Genomic DNA, 19,117 nt, shown 5'->3' on the forward strand with positions numbered 1-19,117 from the left:
CGTTGGCTTCCGGGTGAGCGGAGGCCACTGCACTGCCATAACAAACACAACGCGGAGTAAGCAGTAATGGCTCAACTGAAACGAACCCTGTCGCTGGGTTCGGTGGTGCTGTTCGGCATCGCCTACATGACCCCGATCATCGTCCTGGGCACCTTCGGCATCCTCGCCGACGTCACCCGTGGCGTAGTGCCCTCGGCCTACCTCGTCGCCGCGGTGGCGATGCTCTTCACCGCGCTCAGCTACGGACGCATGGCCGCCGCCTTCCCGGTGGCCGGCTCCGCCTACACCTACGTGCGCAAGTCGATCAGCCCGAAACTGGGCTTCCTCGCCGGCTGGGCGGTGCTGCTGGACTACCTGTTCCTGCCCATGGCCATCTGGCTGATCGGCGCGGCCTACCTGCACTCGGCCTTCCCGGCGGTGCCCCAGGCGCTCTGGGTGCTGGCCTTCATCGGCGTGACCACGGCGATCAACGTCGTCGGCCTGCGCCTGGCGAAGAACGTCAACGGCGTGCTGATGCTGGTGCAGTTCCTGGTGCTGATCGCCTTCGTCGGCCTGGCGATCCACTACGTGATGGGCGACGCCAGTCGTCCGCTGTGGACCCTGGAACCCTTCCTCAAGGAGGGCACCCAGCTGCCGCTGATCATGGGCGGCGCGGCCATCGCCTGTTACTCCTTCCTGGGCTTCGATGCGGTCAGTACCCTGACGGAAGAAACCCATGAGCCGCGCAAGACCATTCCGCGCGCCATCCTGCTGATCACCCTGATCGGCGGTGGCATCTTCATTGCCGCCAGCTATTTCGTACAACTGGCGCACCCGTCGGTGGAGTTCCAGAACGCCGATTCCGCCGCCTACGAAATTGCCCGCAATATCGGCGGCGACCTGTTCGTCAGCTTCTTCCTCATCGGCCTGATCGTCGGCCAGTTCACCTCCGGCCTGTCGGCCCAGGCCAGCGCCTCGCGCCTGCTGTTCGCCATGGGCCGCGACGGCGTGCTGCCGCGCCCGTTCTTCGGTCGCATCAGCAAGCGCTTCGAAACCCCGGTGAACAGCATCGTGCTGTGCGGCGTGGTGGCCCTGCTGGCGCTGCGCATGGACGTCACCACCTCCACCTCGTTCATCAACTTCGGTGCCTTCCTGGCCTTCAGCCTGGTGAACCTCTCGGTGATCTTCCACTACTACCTGAACGCCGAGCGCCGCGGCCCGCGCGAGCTGGTGCTGTTCCTGCTGTTCCCATTGGTCGGCCTGGTCGCCGACCTCTGGTTGATGGTCAGCCTCGACCACCTGGCGATCTGGCTCGGCGCCACCTGGCTGGTTCTGGGTGTGATCTACCTCGCGGTAATCACCGGTGGCTTCCGCCAACAGCCTCCGGAGATGAGCTTCGAGGAGGCGTGACGGCCGGGCGGGGCTATGCTGGGGGCTCCGAGCAGTGGCGTGCCACAGGAGATCCCGCCATGTCCCGCATCACGCTTTATCACTCGCCCCAGACACGTTCCAGCGGCACCCTGGTGCTGCTGGAGGAGCTGGGCGCCGACTACGACATCGAACTGATCAACATGAAGGCCGGCGAGCAGCGCAAGCCGGCCTACCTGGCCATCAACCCGATGGGCAAGGTCCCGGCGATCCGCCACGGCGAAGCGCTGGTGACCGAGCAGGGCGCGGTCTTCCTCTACCTCGCCGATCTCTTCCCCCGCGCGGGCCTGGCGCCCGCCCTGGACGACCCGCTGCGCGGCCCCTACCTGCGCTGGCTGGTGTTCTACGGCTCCAGTTTCGAGCCGGCCATTCTCGATCGCGCGCTCAAGCGCGACCCCCCGCCGCCGGCCATGAGCCCCTACGGCGACTACGACAGCGTGATGCGCACCCTCGCCGAGCAGCTGGAAAACGGCCCCTTCCTGCTGGGCAGCCGCATGACCGCGGCCGACGTGCTGTGGGGGACGGCGCTGAGCTGGACCATCGGTTTCGGCGTGGTGCCCAGGCTGCCGGTGTTCGAGCGCTACGTCGAGCTCATCACCTCGCGGCCGTCCTTCGCCCGCGTACGCGAGCGCGATGAACAATGGGCGGCGGAGCATGCACGGGGCGCCGGGGTGAAGGTGCCCTGATGCCGAGCAGTGCGTTCTGCGAAAACGGTCTCAAGTCCCATGGGAGGTTTCTTATCTGCTTGTAGCTTTCTTTGCTGGCTTGCAGGGCTGATCAATGATGGCTCCAACGCCGCGTCCTCCCCATCTCGCGGCGTCTGCTCCAGCATAACGACGATAAAAGCGTTGCATCCGTTAGCTCCCGAAGCCCATCCGCGAGGATGGGCTTTTTTTCGTTCACTATTCCGGTGCCCTTCATGCCTGATCTTTCTCAGGTGAAATCGGAAAGGTCCTTAGTTTGGAGGGGAGAGGTGCAGGCAGCTCGGGGAAATGCCCGACGATGTGCTGATTATCTCAAATCGGCCTAGGTCTTTTCTTACGTGGATATCTGGGGCTTGGAGACGGCTGTCAGCTGCTGGATCATATGTTCCGCGCCCTGTTCCTACAGGGCGCCCTAAAGATTGATCGACTAGTCAATCGTTTAGTCCTTGGCCCTCCAGCAATGGCGGGCTTTTTTATGCACGGCCATGCAGGTTTTATGGGCGACGGTGTAGGGCGCTCAGGGCTGGGCGGTTGAGCACGCTTCCCTGCGAACCAGAGGCTTTTCGTCAGACTTGCCTTTCCTGTGGGATTCCAGTGTCAGCTCTTCGCTGCGCTGACGCCTTCCAGGGTAGCGAAGGAGGTGTCCTTGGCCGTCAGCAGGAAGTCGCGCATGAACGGCGCGTCCAGCATGTCGGCGCGAATCGCCGCGAACAGCGTGCAGTACAGGCCTTTTTCCCCCAGGCGCTTGGCGGTGACGTAGCCGCGCGAGCTGTATTCGTGCAGCGCCCAGTTGGGCAGGCTGCAGACGCCGCGCCCGGAGGCCACCAGCTGCATCATCATCACCGTCAGTTCCGAGGTCCGCACTTGGGCCGGCTCGATGTCGGCGGGCTCCAGGAAGCGGGTGAAGATGTCCAGGCGGTCGCGTTCGATGGGGTAGGTGATCAGGGTCAGGCTGGCCAGGTCTTCCGGGACTATGTACGACTTGCCGGCCAGCGCGTGGTGGTTGTCCACCGCCAGCAGCGCCTCGTAGGTGAACAGCGGCACGTAGGTGATGCCGGCCAGGTCCACCGGGTCGGAGGTCACCACCAGATCGAGGTCGCCACGGGCCAGGGCCGGCAGCGGGGCGAAGGAGAAACCCGAGGCGAGGTCCAGTTCCACTTCCGGCCAGGCATCGCGGAACTGGTCGATGGTCGGCATCAGCCACTGGAAGCAGCTGTGGCATTCGATGGCCATGTGCAGGCGGCCGGCGGTGCCGCCGGCCAGGCGCGCCAGGTCGCGTTCGGCGCCGCGCAGTTGCGGCAGCACGCTGTCGGCCAGTTGCAGCAGGCGCAGGCCGGCGCTGGTGAAGCGCACTGGCTTGGTCTTGCGGATGAACAGCGACAGGCCGAGGCGGTCCTCCAGTTCCTTGAACTGGTGGGAGAGGGCGGACTGGGTGAGGTGCAGGCGCTCGGCCGCCTCCACGAGGCTGTCGGCCTCGCGCAGGGCGTGGAGGGTTTTCAGGTGACGGAGTTCAAGCATGGTGCCGGCCTCGGCCTCAATATGAGGAAAACTTGATTACAACGCGAAGGAATTGAGTTTGTCTCATGAAGGGCCTGCTGTCGACAATGCGTGCATCGACGTATTGGTTTGGAGATTTCGCCATGGCATTGGCCCACACCCTCGGCTTCCCCCGCATCGGTCGCGACCGTGAACTGAAAAAGGCGCTGGAGGCCTTCTGGAAAGGCGAGCTGGACGAGGCCGGACTGCGCAATGTGGGACGTGAGCTGCGCGCCACGAACTGGCAGGCACAGAAGGATGCCGGCATCGAACTGCTGCCGGTGGGTGATTTCGCCTGGTACGACCAGGTGCTGACCCACTCGCTGACCTTCGGCGTGATTCCCGAGCGCTTCCGCCCGCAGGATGGCAAGCCGACGCTGCAGACCCTGTTCGCCATGGCCCGTGGCCTGCGCGGCGATGTCTGCTGCAATGGCGCCCATGCACAAGAGATGACCAAGTGGTTCGACACCAACTACCACTACCTGGTCCCGGAATTCAGCGCCGACCAGCAGTTCGAGCTGAACTGGGAGCAGTTGTTCGAGGAGGTGGATGAGGCGCTGGCGCTGGGACACGCCGTCAAACCGGTGCTGATCGGCCCGCTCACCTACCTGTGGCTGGGCAAGCTCAAGGGCGCGCACGCCGGCTTCGACAAGCTCGAACTGCTGGAACGGCTGCTGCCGGTCTACGGCCAGATTTTCCAGCGCCTGGCCGCCCAGGGCGTGGAGTGGGTGCAGATCGACGAGCCGATCCTGGCGCTCGACCTGCCGCAGGACTGGAAGAACGCCTTCGAGCGCGCCTACAACCTGCTCCAGCGCGAACCGCTTAAGAAACTGATCGCCACCTATTTCGGCGGCCTCGAAGACAACCTCGGCCTGGCCGCGAGCCTGCCGCTGGACGGCCTGCATATCGACCTGGTGCGTGCACCGCAGCAGTATCCGACCATCCTTGACCGTCTGCCGTCCTACAAGGTGCTGTCCCTGGGCCTGGTGAACGGGCGCAATGTCTGGCGCTGCGACCTGGAGGCGGCGCTGGAGGTGTTGCGTCACGCCCACGAGCGGCTGGGCGAGCGGCTGTGGGTGGCGCCCTCCTGCTCATTGCTGCATTGCCCGGTGGATCTGGACCGCGAAGACCAACTGGACGCCGAGCTGAAGGACTCCCTGGCCTTTGCCGTGCAGAAGTGCGCCGAGGTAGCGCTGCTGGCGCGGGCGGTGAACCAGCCCGAAGCGCCGGACGTGCTCGTCGCGCTGGCCAGGAGCCGTGCCGTGCAGACGCGTCGCGCCGCCTCGCCGCGCATTCACAAGCCCGAGGTGCAGGCGCGGGTGGCGGGCGTTCGTACCCAGGATGCACAGCGCCAGTCACCCTTTGCCGTGCGTATCGAAAAGCAGCGGGCGGGGCTCGACCTGCCGCTGTTTCCGACCACCACCATCGGTTCCTTCCCACAGACCCCGGCGATTCGCCTGGCGCGTCAGGCGTTCCGCCAGGGCACGCTGTCGGCTGCGGACTACGCGGAGGCCATGCACAGCGAAATTCGCCATGCCGTGGTGCTGCAGGAGGGGCTTGGCCTTGACGTGCTGGTGCACGGCGAGGCCGAGCGCAATGACATGGTCGAGTACTTCGCCGAACAACTCGATGGCTACGCCTTCACCCGCTTCGGTTGGGTGCAGAGCTACGGTTCGCGCTGCGTGAAACCGGCGGTGATCGTCGGCGACCTGAGCCGTCCGCGGCCGATGACCGTCGACTGGATTCGCTATGCCCAGGGCCTCACCGGCAAGGTGATGAAGGGCATGCTCACCGGCCCGGTGACCATGCTGATGTGGTCCTTCCCGCGCGAGGACGTGCCGCGCGAGGTGCAGGCGCGCCAACTGGCGCTGGCGATCCGCGACGAGGTGGCGGATCTGGAGCGCGCCGGCATCCGTATCGTGCAGATCGACGAGGCGGCGTTCCGTGAGGGCCTGCCATTGCGCCGGGACCAGTGGAAACCCTATCTGGACTGGGCCACCGAGGCCTTCCGCCTGTGCGCCTCGGGCGTGCGGGACGAAACCCAGATCCACACCCACATGTGCTACAGCGAATTCAACGACGTGATCGAGTCCATCGCCGCCATGGACGCCGATGTGATCACCATCGAGACCTCGCGCTCGGACATGGAGCTGCTGGAAGCCTTCGAGGCGTTCGAGTACCCCAACGAGATCGGCCCGGGCGTCTACGACATCCACTCGCCGCGGGTACCGGGGACCGAGGAGATGGTTGCCCTGCTGCGCAAGGCGGCGCAGCGGATTCCCGCCGCCCGCCTGTGGGTCAATCCTGACTGCGGCCTGAAGACCCGCGGCTGGCCCGAGACCGAGGCGGCGCTGATCAATATGGTCGCGGCGGCCCGCCAGTTGCGCCGCGAGTTCGCTTGAGGCGCTCCGGCGCAACTCACCAGCTCAGGTAGAACATCCCCTTGGCCAGCACCACGATGGCCAGCACATGGACGAACACGCTGTAGTGGATGCGCCGCGAGCGCTGGCCGGTCATGCGGCCGGTGCGGAAGGACAGCATGGCGAAGGCGAAATGCCCGAGCACGCTGGCAGCCAGCAGCAGCTTGAGGCTGAGCAGGGTGGCGAAGGTGGACGCCAGCGGATCGGCCAGCAGCGGCAGGTAGCGCAGCTGCAGCATGCCCAGGCCGGCGCCGAACAGGACGAGGATGGCCCACGGCATCAGACGCCGGGCGCGCCGCCCGACGGCGGCTTCCACCAGGTTCATGGCCCGCGCCGGCACGTGTTGGCGGACGCTCTCCAGGACCAGCACTTCGAAGAACACCGTGCCGACGAACAGGATCGCGGCGAGCAGGTGCAGGGTAAGCAGGAGCGGGTAGGCCATGGCGCTGGGTTCCGAAGGGGAAGCCGCTATCTTCGCCAGCGGGCTGTGGCTCGCCCATGATCCCGGTCACGCCGCGCGTTGTGACGGGGGCATGACCGCTCAGCGCCTTTAATCAAATTGTCACGGACCTGTGGCAGAGCGAATGACGGAAATTCATCAGAATCCCGTTCCACTGGGGTTTTGCGTTCCGGATTTTCATGATGCGTGCCTTCCTGCTGGCGGTCGCCCTTTTGTGCGGACTGCCGTTCTTTACTTTTGCCGGCGATCGTTGCGATCCCTGGGTGCCGACCGAGCTGGTCGACCTGGGCGACGTGCGCCTGGCCTACCAGAGCATCGGCCGTCCGCAGGACCCGGCACTGCTGCTGATCATGGGCCTGGGCGGCCAGCTGATCCACTGGCCCGACGAGGTGGTCGAGGCGCTCTGCCAGCAGGGCTTCCGGGTCATCCGTTATGACAATCGCGATGTCGGCCTGTCCGCCTGGCGCATTCCCACGCCCAGCGGCAACCTGACCTACGAAGTGATCCGCTATCGCCTGGGCCTGCCGGTGAGCGCGCCCTATAGCCTGACCGACATGGCCGGTGATTCGCTGCGTCTGCTCGATGCGCTGCACATTCAGCGTGCCCACGTGCTGGGGGCGAGCATGGGCGGGATGATTGCCCAGCATGTCGCCGACCTTGCGCCGGAGCGGGTGATCAGCCTGACCCTGGTGATGACCAGCTCCGGCGCCGAAGGCCTGCCGGCGCCCAGCGAGTCGCTGCTGCGCCTGCTCGCCCGGCGCGAGGCGGCCAGCCGCGAACAGGCCATCGAGCAGCAGGCCGATCTGCTGGCTGCACTGGGCAGCCCCGACGTGCGCGACGACCGCCAGCAATTGCTGCAACAGGCGGCGCGCTCCTACGACCGCGCCTTCAACCCCGAGGGCGTGCAGCGGCAAATGCTGGCGATCCTCGCCGAGCCGAGCCGGGTGGAGCTGCTCAACCGCCTGGACGTGCCGACCCTGGTGGTCCACGGCACCGCCGATCCCCTGCTGCCGGTGATGCACGGGGTGCATGTGGCGGCGCATATCCGCGGCTCGGAGCTGAAGCTGATCCCCGGCATGGCGCATCGGTTCCAGGAAGACTTCAAGGAACCGCTGCTCGGCGCGGTGTTGCCCTACCTGCGGGCGCATCAGGGGAACGGGCACGTCGCGCAGCTCTGATCCTGCGTAGCGCCAGCCTGTAGGAGGCGCTCTTCGCGGGCATGACCCGCTCCTCCGGATTTGGACGGCTCCCTTAGGAGCGGACCTTGTCCGCGAAATGGTCCGATTCACGCCGGGCCGTTCAGGGCGCGCCGGTCGGGACTTCGCGGAGAAGCTCCGCTCCTACGAGATGCATCTGCGCTCGGGTTGGCCCTCACCCTAACCCTCTCCCAGGGGGAGAGGGCTGGGGTGAGGGGGAAAGCCCTGGCACAGATTCAGCCGGGACAAGACAGTTGCTCCTACGAGATCAAAAACCCGGGGACGCGCAGGCCTATGACCGTCACGTTTCCGGCAGGCTGTAGCGCTCGGCGAAGTACTGGCGGAGGAACTCCACCGCCACCCGTACCTTGGCCGAGCTGGCCAGCGGCGCGGTGTACACCGCCCAGATGTCGGCCGGCTGCTGGTATTCCGGTAGCACCCGCTGCAGGCGTCCATCGGCCAGGCTGTCGTGCACGTCCCACCAGGAGCGCAGCAGGATGCCGCGTCCGTCGAGGCACCACTGGTGCACCACCTCGCCGTGGTTGGACGACAGCGGCCCCGTCACCTTCACGTTCTCCTCGCCATTGGGCCCCTGCAGGTGCCAGACGCCGAAGGGGTGGTCGCGCTCCTTGATCACCAGGCAGTCGTGCCCGGCGAGCTCCGCCAGGGTGCGCGGCGTGCCGCGCCGTTCGAGGTAGGCGGGCGCGGCGCAGAGCACCCGGCGGTTGCGCGCCAGGGGCTTGGCGATCAGGTGCGGATCGATCTCGTTGCCCACCCGCACGTCGAGGTCGAAGCCTTCGTCGATCAGGTCCACCAGCTGGTCCTGCACGTCCAGGCGGATATCCAGTTGCGGGTGGCGTGTCGCCAGTTCCGACAGGGCGGGGGCGACGAAGCGCCGGCCCAGCCCCAGGCTGCTGGCGATGCGCAGCTGGCCGCTGGGTTCGCGGTGCAGGGCGGAGACGTCGTCACCCATCCGCTGCACCGCGTCGAGGATGCGCAGCGCCCACTGGTAGACGCGCTCGCCGTCCTCGCTCACCGATACCCGACGAGTGGTGCGGTGCAGCAGGCGCACGCCGAGGTCCTCCTCCAGCAGGCGGATGCGCTTGCTGACGAAGGCGGTGGACATGCCCAGCTCGGCGGCGGCGCTGGCGAAGCTGGAGCAGCGGGCGACCTGGATGAAGACCCGCAGGTCCTCCAGGTTGGGAAGATTGTTCACGATTCGTGATCCAAGAATCCACGGAAGTGATGATTATGTTTGATTTGTCGGCTTATAGCATGAAGGCCACTTCTTCCCCATCCCATCTGCAAGGGTGCCCTCATGAGCAAGACATACAGAATCGCTGCCATTCCCGGTGACGGTATCGGCCAGGAAGTCCTTCCCGAGGGCCTGCGCGTGGTTCAGGCGGCGGCGCGCAAGCACGGCCTTAATCTGGAGATCGAACACTTCGAGTGGGCCAGCTGCGACTACTACCTGGAACACGGCAAGATGATGCCGGACGACTGGTTCGAGCAGTTGCAGCAGTTCGACGCCCTGTACTTCGGCGCCGTCGGCTGGCCGGACAAGGTGCCGGACCACATCTCCCTGTGGGGCTCGCTGCTCAAGTTCCGCCGCGAGTTCGACCAGTACGTGAACATCCGCCCGGTACGCCTGTTCCCCGGCGTGCCGTGCCCGCTGGCCAACAAGAAGCCCGGCGACATCGACTTCGTGGTGATCCGCGAGAACACCGAGGGCGAGTACTCCTCCCTGGGCGGCCGGATGTTCGAAGGCACCGAGAACGAGTTCGTGCTGCAGGAATCGGTGTTCACCCGCCGTGGCGTGGACCGCATTCTCAAGTACGCCTTCGACGTGGCCCAGACCCGCGAGCGCAAGCACGTCACCTCGGCGACCAAGTCCAACGGCATGGCCGTGAGCATGCCCTACTGGGACGAGCGCACCGCCGCGATGGCCGCCAACTACCCGGAAATCAGCTGGGACAAGCAACACATCGACATCCTTTGCGCGCGCTTCGTGCTGCAGCCGGAGCGTTTCGACGTGGTGGTGGCTTCCAACCTGTTCGGCGACATCCTCTCCGATCTCGGCCCGGCCTGCGCCGGCACCATCGGCATCGCGCCGTCGGCCAACCTCAACCCCGAGCGCAAGTTCCCCTCGCTGTTCGAGCCGGTACACGGCTCGGCCCCGGACATCTTCGGCCAGAACATCGCCAACCCGATCGCCATGATCTGGTCCGGCGCGCTGATGCTGGAGTTCCTCGGCCAGGACGACGAGCGCTACCGCGCCGCCCATGACGACATCCTGAGCGCCATCGAGCAGGTCATCGCCAACGGCAACGTCACTCGCGACATGGGCGGCAAGCTGTCGACCCAGGCGGTCGGCCAGGCCATCGCCGAGATCGTCGCCGGCTGATCCCTTCGCTTCGGGCTGGCGCCTGCCCTGGACGGGGTATGGCGCCGCCATGAGGCGATGGACTGCTCTTGCGTTGCGTGGCAAATCACCGCACACTGTTAACCAATAGATTGTTGTTAACCAATGGTTGATTGATAGGAGAAACGTCAACCTGCCCTAGCGCTGCACTTCATGTCCCATCGCCTGCCTGGGCGGGGATGTGAAGCACAATAAAATCGTCTCAGGAGACGCCTGATGTCCCACAAGAATAAAAAGGTCGATGTATTCCTGATCACCATGAGCCTGGTTGCCGTCCTGCTCACCGTGATCGGCCTCGCTGCCTTCCCGGCAGAGGCGGAACACGCGGCCAATCAGCTGTTCGAGTTCTCCACCCGTTCCTTCGGTACCGCGGTCCAGTTGCTGATCTTCGGCAGTTCGCTGGCAGTGCTGTACATCGCCTTCAGCAAGTACGGAAACATCCGTCTGGGCAGTGGCAAGCCGGAATACTCCACCGCGACCTGGGTGTTCATGTTCATCTGCGCCGGCATGGGCTCCTCGACCCTCTACTGGGGCGTTATGGAATGGGCCTACTACTACCAGTCGCCCGGCCTGAACATCGCTCCGCAGTCCCGTGAGGCCCTGGAGTACAGCGTCAGCTATTCGTTCTTCCATTGGGGCATCAGCGCCTGGTCGATCTATGCCCTGGCGTCGCTGGCCATGGCCTATCACTTCCACGTGCGCAAGAAGAGCGGCCTGAACCTGGCTTCCATCGTCGAAGCCGTCACCGGCTTCAAGGCCACCGGCCCGGTAGGCCGCCTGGTCGACCTGGTCTTCCTGCTGACCATGATGGGCGCGCTCACCGTCTCCCTGGCGCTCACCGCTTCGACCCTGACCCGCGGCCTCTCCGGCCTGGTCGGCACGCCGGACACCTTCACCGTACAGGTCATGGTGATTGGCATGATCGCCGTGCTGTTCTCCCTGAGCTCCTACATCGGCATCGACGGCGGCCTGCAGAAGCTGAGCAAGATCGTCTGCTACGGCGCCCTGGTGTTCGCCGCGGTGGTACTGCTGGTCGGTCCGACCCAGTTCACCATCAACAACACCGCCAACGGCATCGGCCTGATGATCCAGAACTACGTGCACATGAGCCTGTTCACCGACCCGGCGGGCGATGGCGCGTTCACCCGCAACTGGACGGTGTTCTACTGGCTCTGGTGGGTGTCCTACGCGCCGGGCGTGGCGATGTTCGTGACCCGCGTATCCCGTGGCCGGCAAATCAAGGAAGTGGTGTTCGCCCTGCTGCTGGGCGGTAGCTTCGGCTGCTGGTTCTTCTTCGGCGCGCTGGAAAGCTACAGCATGCACCAGTTCATCACCGGCGCCATCGACGTACCGAAGATCCTCACCGAGCAGGGTGGCGAGAGCGCGGTGGAAGCGCTGCTGGTAGGCCTGCCGTGGGGCAAGGTGTTCCTCGCCGTGTACCTGTTCATCATGGCCGTGTTCTGCGCCTCGCACATGGACGCCGCCGCCTACGCCGTGGCCGCCACCAGCACCCGCAACCTGGAAGAAGGCGACGACCCGACTCCGACTCACCGTCTGTTCTGGGCCATCACCCTGACCCTGGTGCCGCTGGCCATGCTGTTCGCCAAGGCCTCGCTGTCGACCATGAAGACCGCCGTGGTGCTCACCGCGATCCCGTTCACCCTGATCCTGCTGGTGAAGGTCTACGGCTTCATCAAGTGGATGCTGGAGGACTACGCCAAGGTGCCGGCCTACCGTATCGAGGAAGAAGCCGCCGCCATGGCCGACGAGGCCCTGCCGGAAAGCGCCGAGCCCGCGCCGGTGCGCAAGCCTCTGGCCGAGGCAATGGCCCAGTAATTCCTGCGTGGCGCCGTCCGCCTCTGGGCGGCGCCACGCAGGCTTTTTTTTGCCTGTTTTGTTAACCAATAGGTTGCAGTTAACCAATAAGTAAACCGACCGCCTCGCCGCGAGTCGATGAAGCCTGGAGATAGAACGATGACCGATTTCGAACGCCTGCCCGCCGATTTCTGCAACAACCCCAACCACGCCTACACCATTCCGGCGAAGTTCTACACCAGCGATGCCGTGTTCGAGCACGAGAAGGAAAAGATCTTCGCCCATAGCTGGATCTGCATGGGCCACCGCAGCGAAGTGGCGGAAAAGAACGCCTACATCGTCCGCGAAGTGATCGGCGAGAGCATCATCGTCGTCCGTGGTCGTGACGGCGTGCTGCGCGCCTTCTACAACGTCTGCCCGCACCGCGGTCACCAACTGCTGGAAGGCACCGGCGGCATCGCCAAGAACGTGATCGCCTGCCCGTACCACGCCTGGACCTTCAAGCTCGACGGCGAGCTGACCCACGTGCGCAACTGCGACCAGGTGGAAGCCTTCGACAAGGGCGACTACAGCCTGGTGCCGGTGAAGGTCGAAGAGTACGCCGGCTTCATCTTCATCAACATGGATCTCGATGCCGGCAGCGTCGAAGAGCAGCTGCCGGGCCTGGAAGCGCGCATGCGCCAGGCCTGCGGCGTGATCGACGACCTGCACCTGGCCGCCCGCTTCGTCAGCAACACCCCGGCCAACTGGAAGTCCATCGTCGACAACTACATGGAGTGCTACCACTGCGGCCCGGCTCACCCGAGCTTCGCCGACTCCGTGGACGTTGGCCAGTACACCCACACCCTGCACGGCAACTGGTCGCTGCAGTACGGCATCGCCAAGTCCTCCGAGCAGTCGTTCAAGGTCGACGAAGGCATTTCCGATCCGTCCTTCGCCGGCTTCTGGGCCTGGCCGTGCACCATGTTCAACGTGCCGCCGGGCGCCAACTTCATGACCGTGATCTATGAGTTCCCGGTCGATGCCGAAACCACCCTGCAGCACTACGACATCTACTTCCTCAACAAGGACATCACCGAAGAGCAGCAGAAGCTGATCGACTGGTACCGCGAAGTCTTCCGTCCGGAAGACCTGCGCCTGGTGGAGAGCGTACAGAAGGGCCTGAAGTCCCGCGGCTACCGTGGCCAGGGCCGGATCATGGTGGACAAGGAGCGCTCCGGTATCAGCGAGCACGGCATCGCCCACTTCCACAACCTGATCGCCGTCGCCCACCTCGACTGATCCATATCGCCGCCGGCCCCTGCGGCCGGCGGTCTCTCGCGGAGTGCCTTGCGTGAAACTCAACGATTCCAACCTGTTCCGCCAGCAAGCCTACATCGATGGGCGCTGGTGCGACGCCGACGACGGCCGCAGCCTGGACGTGCATGACCCGGCCACGGGCGAGCGCCTGGGCAGCGTGCCGTTGATGGGCAGCGCCGAAGCGGTGCGCGCCATCGAAGCGGCCAACGCCGCACTGGAAGGCTGGCGGGCGAAAACCGCCAAGGAGCGTGCGCAGATCCTGCGTCGCTGGTTCGAGCTGCTGCTCGAACACGAAGAAGACCTGGCCCGGCTGATGACCTTCGAGCAGGGGAAGCCGCTGCACGAAGCCCTCGGTGAAATCCGCTATGCGGCCTCGTTCATCGAATGGTTCGCCGAAGAAGGCAAGCGCATCTACGGCGACGTGATTCCCAGCCCGGCGGCGGACAAGCGCCTGCTGGTGATCAAGCAGGGCATCGGCGTCTGCGCGGCCATCACCCCGTGGAACTTCCCGGCGGCGATGATCACTCGCAAGGCCGCGCCGGCCCTCGCCGCCGGCTGCACCATGGTGATCAAGCCGGCCAACGAAACGCCGTTCTCCGCACTGGCACTGGTGGAACTGGCTGAGCGTGCCGGCATCCCGGCGGGCGTGCTCAGCGTGGTCACCGGCGACGCGCCGGCCATCGGCGCCCAGCTCACCGGCCATCCGCTGGTGCGCAAGCTCAGCTTCACCGGCTCCACGCCGGTCGGCCGCCTGCTCATGGGCCAGTGCGCCGAGACCATCAAGAAGGTTTCCCTGGAGCTGGGCGGCAACGCGCCGTTCATCGTCTTCGAGGACGCCGACATCGAGGCGGCGGTGGAAGGCGCCCTGATCGCCAAATACCGCAATGCCGGGCAGACCTGCGTATGTGTCAATCGCTTCTACGTGCATGACGCGGTGTACGAACGCTTCTCCGCACGCTTCGTCGAGCGGGTGCGCGAACTGGCGGTCGGCCACGGCGCGGAGCAGGGTACCCAGATCGGTCCGCTGATCACCGACAAGGCCGTGGCCAAGGTGCAGAGCCTGGTCGATGACGCCACCGCCAAGGGCGCCGAGCTGGTGCTGGGCGGCAAGCCCCACGCGCGCGGCGGCAACTTCTTCGAGCCTACCGTGCTTGGCGGCATCCGCCCCGGCATGGACCTGCTGCAGGACGAAATCTTCGGCCCGGTGGCGGCGCTGGTGCGCTTCTCTTCCGACGCCGAAGTGATTGAACTGGCCAACGACACCCTCTATGGCCTGGCCGCGTACTTCTACAGCCGCGACCTGGCCCGCGTATTCAGGGTCGCCGAGCGCCTGGAGTACGGCATGGTCGGGGTCAACACCGGGCTGATCTCCAACGAGGTCGCGCCCTTCGGTGGCGTCAAGCAGTCGGGCCTGGGCCGCGAAGGCTCCAAGTACGGCATCGAGGACTACCTGGAAATCAAGTACCTCTGCCTGGCGGTGTGAGCCGGGCGAGGAATAGCCGGGGCGGCGAGGCCGCCGCCCCGTGTCGCAATTGAGGTGAATGATGGCCAACACATACGAGATGTTCAGCGTGCGGGTGACCGCGGTAGAACAGGCGACCCCGCAGATCAAGCGCTTCACCCTGGCGCGCACCGATGGCCAGCCGATGCCGGCCTTCACCGGTGGCAGCCACGTGATCGTGAAAATGACCGACGGCCTGAGCAACGCCTACTCGCTGATGAGCGACCCGCGCGACCTGAGCCACTACCAGATCGGCGTGCGCCTGGAAGAACAGTCCAAGGGTGGTTCGGCCTTCATGCACCAGCAGGTGGAAGTCGGCAGCGAGCTGACCATTTCCACCCCGAACAACCTGTTCGGCCTGGACCCCAAGGCCGGACGCCATGTGCTGATCGCCGGCGGCATCGGCATCACCCCGTTCCTTTCCCAACTGCATGAGCTGGAAGGCGGCGCGGTGCCCTACGAACTGCACTACGCCTTCCGCAGCCCGGAGCACGGCGCCTTCCAGGGCGACCTCGCCGACGGCCCGCATGCCGAGAGTGTGCGTTTCTACATCGACAGCCTGGAACGCCGCCTGGACCTTGCCGGGCTGTTCGCCTCGCTGGCGGAAGACGCCCACGTGTACGTCTGCGGTCCCAAGCCGCTGATCGATGCCGTGATCGACGGTGCGAAAAAGGCCGGCATCGCCGAATCCCGCGTGCACTTCGAACAGTTCGCCGCGGCCCCGGCCAGCGGCGGCGCCTTCACCCTGGTGCTGGGCCGCTCCGGCCGCGAGTTGCGGGTGGAAGAGGGCATGACCATCATCCAGGCCATCGAGAACGTGAAGGCCGCCAAGGTGGAGTGCCTGTGCCGCGAAGGTGTTTGCGGCACCTGCGAGACGGCCATCCTCGAAGGCGAGGTCGAGCACTTCGACCAGTACCTCTCCGACGATGAAAAAGCCTCGCAGCAGACCATGATGCTCTGCGTCTCGCGTGCCCGTGGCGAGCGCCTGGTGATCGATCTCTGATCCGTGCGTAGGGCGTACAACCGTTCGCGGTTGTACGCCGATACACCGCGCTCCATCGTCGGCTCCGACTACGCTCGAAGCGCTCTGGCATGGAGCTGCGGGCTCCCGTCCGGAGTGCGGTGGGCTACGGTCAAACGGCGTATAACGTCGAACGTTATACGCCCTACGTTCCATCTATCCGTAACTGCCACGCCTCTGTTATCCACCAGTTTACAGCTGTGTATACTGCGGTCCTCGACGACTTTCAGGGACCACGCCTTCCATGCAGGAAAACAGCTTCGCCTTCCGTCTCAAGGAATTGCTCGAACTCCACAAGCTGACCCTGCAGGCAGTGGGCACGGCCCTGGGCATCTCGCGCACCGCGGTGCACAAGTGGACCAAGGGTGGCGAGATCGACTACGACAACCTGCGCAAGCTGGCGGATTTCCTCAAGGTCAACTGGATCTGGTTGCGCTACGGCGAGGAAGCCCTGCGCGACGTGCAGCAGGCCGAGCCGATCGAACTGCCGATGACCGACCTGCGCCGCCGTTACACCGCCGAGATCATGGAAAGCGAGACGCGCATGAAGCTGGCCCAGGAAGGCGCACGCATCGTCACCTGGGAATGGAACCTGATCAGCGACGAAGTGACCTACTCGCCCAACGTCGAGGCCGTCTATGGCTGGCCGGTCACCTCCAACAAGGACTTCTGGCGCCATCTGCCGCCGGAGGACGTCGCCGCCATGCAGTCCATGTACGACCGCGCCATCGCCGAGGGCGGTACCTGCGAGTGCGACTTCCGCATCTTCCAGCCCGATGGCGCGCTGCGCTGGATCGCCTCCCGCGCCACCGTGGTCCAGGACGCGGCGGGAAGACCGGTGAAAATGGTCGGTATCAGCATGGACAACACCGCGCGGATGATCACCGAGGAGGCGCTGCGCAACAGCGAGGAGCGTTTCCGCGCGATCTTCGAACTGACCTGGGGCGCACTGGCCTACATCGGCCTGGACGGCGGCTGGCAGCGGGTCAATGGCAGCCTCTGCGAACTGCTCGGCTACAGCCCGCTGGAGCTGTACTCCATGACCTTCCAGGACCTCACCCACCCGGATGACCTGGGCAAGAATCTCGAATTGCTGCGCCAACTGCTGGCCGGCCATTTCGACCGCTACGTGGTGGAAAAGCGCGTGCGCCGGCGCGACGGCGCGTATGTCTGGGTGCGCGTGCGCACCTCGCTGCAGCGCCGCCGCCAGGATGGCCTGCCCGACCACCTGATCAGCGTGTTCGAGGACATCAGCGCCGAGCGCGCCGAACGCGACCGCCTGCAGGCGCGCATCGCGGAACTGGAAGCCCGCCTGGCCGAACGTGCCTGATTCAGTGCAGGCGCACCCAGATGCCCACCAGTAGCGAGGCGGCCACCAGCCAGGCCAGCGCCGCCATCGCCAGGGATAGCTCCAGGCGCAGGCGATCCACCAGCAGGTAGAGCGCGGCGAGGTAGACGAAGTAGGGGATGATCGACCACATGCCGAAGGCGATGGTGGTCTTCAGGTCATCCAGCGAGCGGCTCTTGCCGACGATGTAGTGGGCGATCAGGGCGAAGGTGGGGAACAGCGGCACCAGCCCGGCGATGTAGTAATTGCGCGTCTTCGACAGCGCGGCGAGGATCAGCACCACGCCGGCGCCGAGGGTTGCCTTGAGAATCAGGTCCACGGAGTTCTCGATACAGCGACGCCACCGGAATGGTGGCGTCGGGCATTATCGGCGAGCGCGGCGGGCCGTCAATCAGAGCGTGCGTTCAGGCCACCTGCGTGCTCGGCTCCAGCGGGCTTTCGCTGTGCAGGAACTGCTCCAGCCGCTCCTGCTGCCGGTCGGTGAGGAACAGGCCGAGCTTGGTGCGGCGCCAGAGAATGTCTTCGGCTTCGCGCGCCCACTCCTCGCGGCACAGGTATTCCACTTCACGGGCATAGAGCCCGCCACCCAGGTGTTCGCCCAGCTCGCTGAGGTTGGCGGCACCGTCCAGCAGCTTCCAGATGCGATTGCCGTAGGTGCTGGCCCAGCGCCGGGCGAGAGCGGGGTCGAGCTGGCGCAGGTGCTCCATCAATTGGATGGCCAGGTCCTCGATGCCGAGCATCGCTTCGCCGCCGGGCAACGGGGCGCTGGCGGTCCAGCGCGGACCCATGACGCCGGCGAAGTAGGGTGCCAGTTGCTCCAGCGCGGCTTCGGCGAGCTTGCGGTAGGTGGTGAGCTTGCCGCCGAACACCGAGAGCAGCGGGGCTTCGCCGGGGGTGTTGTCCAGCGCCAGGGTGTAGTCGCGGGTGACGGCGGACGGATCGTCGGACTCGTCATCGCACAGCGGGCGAACCCCGGAGAAGCTGCGCAGGATGTCCTCGCGGCCGAGTTGGCGCTTGAAGTGGGCATTGACCACGTTCAGCAGGTAATCGGTCTCTTCCTCGCTGATGCGGATCTGCGCCGGGTCGCCCTGGTATTCGCGGTCGGTGGTGCCGATCAGGGTGAAGCGCTGCAGATACGGGATAGCGAAGACGATGCGGCGGTCCTCGTTCTGCAGGATGTAGGCATGATCGCCGTCGTAGAGGCGCGGCACGATCAGGTGGCTGCCCTGGATCAGACGGATGCCATAGGGCGGGCGCTGGCGCAGTTCCTCGCGCAAAAAGCGGTCGACCCAGGGGCCGGCGGCGTTCACCAGGCAGCGGGCGCGGACCGAGTAGAGGCTGCCGTCCTTGCGCTCCAGGTGCAGGTGCCACAGCCCCTTGCTGCGCCGTGCACTGAGGCAGCGGGTGCGCGGGTGGATATGCGCGCCGTGCTCGCGGGCGCTCATGGCGTTGAGCACCACCAGGCGGGCGTCGTCCACCGAGCAGTCGGAATATTCGAAACCGCGGCTGATCTCGGCTTTCAGCGGGCTTTCCGGGCCGAAACGCAGGCCGCGCGAACCTGGCAGCTTCTCGCGCTTGCCGAGGTGGTCGTAAAGGAACAGGCCGGCGCGGATCATCCAGGCCGGACGCAGGTGCGGACGGTGCGGCAGGACGAAGCGCAGCGGATGGACGATATGCGGTGCCTTGGCCAGCAGTACTTCGCGTTCGGCCAGGGCTTCGCGCACCAGGCGGAATTCGTGGTGTTCGAGGTAGCGCAGGCCTCCGTGGATCAGCTTGCTGCTGGCGGAGGAGGTGTGGCTGGCCAGGTCATGCTGTTCGCAGAGGAACACCGACAGGCCGCGCCCGGCGGCGTCTGCCGCGATGCCCACGCCATTGATGCCGCCACCGACGACGGCCAGGTCATAGACTTCGGCCAGGGGCGCGTGGCGTGAGCGGGTTGGGTTCATGGGGGCGCCTCGGCATTGGAAATGAACGCGTTTATGTTCGTT

The 19,117-nt window shown here is 65.5% G+C and carries 15 protein-coding genes; 10 read left to right on the plus strand and 5 right to left on the minus strand.

The features are described from left to right. Positions 1–66: 66 nt before the first annotated feature. Together ACAW63_RS11470 and ACAW63_RS11475 are read left to right on the plus strand one after the other, a co-directional pair. Complete coding sequence (locus ACAW63_RS11470; RefSeq protein WP_371233762.1) at positions 67–1,389, plus strand: APC family permease; 1,323 nt, start codon at positions 67–69, stop codon at positions 1,387–1,389. Positions 1,390–1,448: 59 nt separating this feature from the next. Then, positions 1,449–2,093: a glutathione S-transferase family protein gene (locus tag ACAW63_RS11475; protein ID WP_371233764.1), complete on the plus strand. Its 645-nt coding sequence runs from the start codon at positions 1,449–1,451 to the stop codon at positions 2,091–2,093. Positions 2,094–2,708: 615 nt separating this feature from the next. Here the strand turns inward: ACAW63_RS11475 and metR are convergent. After that, positions 2,709–3,629 (minus strand): transcriptional regulator MetR, encoded by a 921-nt coding sequence (metR, locus tag ACAW63_RS11480; protein WP_343574339.1) that lies wholly within the window; start codon positions 3,627–3,629, stop codon positions 2,709–2,711. A gap of 122 nt (positions 3,630–3,751) precedes the next feature. Here metR and metE point away from each other — a divergent pair, with 122 nt between their 5' ends. Beyond that, positions 3,752–6,049 carry a 5-methyltetrahydropteroyltriglutamate--homocysteine S-methyltransferase gene (gene metE, locus ACAW63_RS11485; protein WP_371233767.1) on the plus strand — a complete coding sequence of 766 codons (2,298 nt, stop codon included), beginning with the start codon at positions 3,752–3,754 and terminating at the stop codon, positions 6,047–6,049. 16 nt (positions 6,050–6,065) lie between these two features. On the opposite strand, the gene ACAW63_RS11490 is transcribed toward metE, so the two are convergent. After that, positions 6,066–6,509: a CopD family copper resistance protein gene (locus ACAW63_RS11490; protein WP_371233768.1), complete on the minus strand. Its 444-nt coding sequence runs from the start codon at positions 6,507–6,509 to the stop codon at positions 6,066–6,068. Positions 6,510–6,709: 200 nt separating this feature from the next. Between ACAW63_RS11490 and ACAW63_RS11495 the strand changes: the two genes are divergently transcribed. After that, entirely contained in the window at positions 6,710–7,705 is a 996-nt protein-coding gene (locus ACAW63_RS11495) for an alpha/beta fold hydrolase (protein WP_371234646.1), read from the plus strand. Positions 7,706–8,024: 319 nt separating this feature from the next. Here the strand turns inward: ACAW63_RS11495 and ACAW63_RS11500 are convergent, their stop codons facing one another. Then, complete coding sequence (locus ACAW63_RS11500) at positions 8,025–8,939, minus strand: LysR substrate-binding domain-containing protein (RefSeq protein WP_371233770.1); 915 nt, start codon at positions 8,937–8,939, stop codon at positions 8,025–8,027. Between the two features lie 102 nt (positions 8,940–9,041). On the opposite strand from ACAW63_RS11500, the gene ACAW63_RS11505 reads away from it, so the two are divergent. From ACAW63_RS11505 to ACAW63_RS11530, 6 genes are all read left to right on the plus strand, one after another. Continuing rightward, positions 9,042–10,127: a tartrate dehydrogenase gene (locus tag ACAW63_RS11505; protein ID WP_275610596.1), complete on the plus strand. Its 1,086-nt coding sequence runs from the start codon at positions 9,042–9,044 to the stop codon at positions 10,125–10,127. A 234-nt stretch (positions 10,128–10,361) separates the two neighbouring features. Then, a complete protein-coding gene (locus ACAW63_RS11510; RefSeq protein ID WP_275610597.1) occupies positions 10,362–11,981 on the plus strand; it encodes a BCCT family transporter in 1,620 nt (539 codons plus the stop codon). A 138-nt stretch (positions 11,982–12,119) separates the two neighbouring features. After that, the gene (locus tag ACAW63_RS11515) at positions 12,120–13,241 is read left to right on the plus strand and encodes an aromatic ring-hydroxylating dioxygenase subunit alpha (protein WP_371233773.1); all 1,122 of its coding nucleotides are present in this window, start codon (positions 12,120–12,122) and stop codon (positions 13,239–13,241) included. Between the two features lie 52 nt (positions 13,242–13,293). Further along, the gene (gabD, locus tag ACAW63_RS11520; protein WP_371233775.1) at positions 13,294–14,742 is read left to right on the plus strand and encodes an NADP-dependent succinate-semialdehyde dehydrogenase; all 1,449 of its coding nucleotides are present in this window, start codon (positions 13,294–13,296) and stop codon (positions 14,740–14,742) included. 61 nt (positions 14,743–14,803) lie between these two features. Continuing rightward, a complete protein-coding gene (locus tag ACAW63_RS11525) occupies positions 14,804–15,763 on the plus strand; it encodes a PDR/VanB family oxidoreductase (protein ID WP_275610600.1) in 960 nt (319 codons plus the stop codon). A 262-nt stretch (positions 15,764–16,025) separates the two neighbouring features. Then, entirely contained in the window at positions 16,026–17,111 is a 1,086-nt protein-coding gene (locus ACAW63_RS11530) for a PAS domain-containing protein (RefSeq protein ID WP_343574322.1), read from the plus strand. A 1-nt stretch (position 17,112) separates the two neighbouring features. On the opposite strand, the gene ACAW63_RS11535 is transcribed toward ACAW63_RS11530, so the two are convergent. Both ACAW63_RS11535 and glpD read right to left on the minus strand, forming a co-directional pair. Then, entirely contained in the window at positions 17,113–17,439 is a 327-nt protein-coding gene (locus tag ACAW63_RS11535; protein ID WP_371234648.1) for a GlpM family protein, read from the minus strand. Positions 17,440–17,533: 94 nt separating this feature from the next. Beyond that, positions 17,534–19,075, minus strand: a complete 1,542-nt coding sequence (glpD, locus tag ACAW63_RS11540) for a glycerol-3-phosphate dehydrogenase (RefSeq protein WP_371233777.1) — start codon at positions 19,073–19,075, stop codon at positions 17,534–17,536. Positions 19,076–19,117: the final 42 nt, after the last annotated feature.

Source organism: Pseudomonas sp. QE6 (genome assembly GCF_041379005.1).
Taxonomy (GTDB): domain Bacteria; phylum Pseudomonadota; class Gammaproteobacteria; order Pseudomonadales; family Pseudomonadaceae; genus Pseudomonas.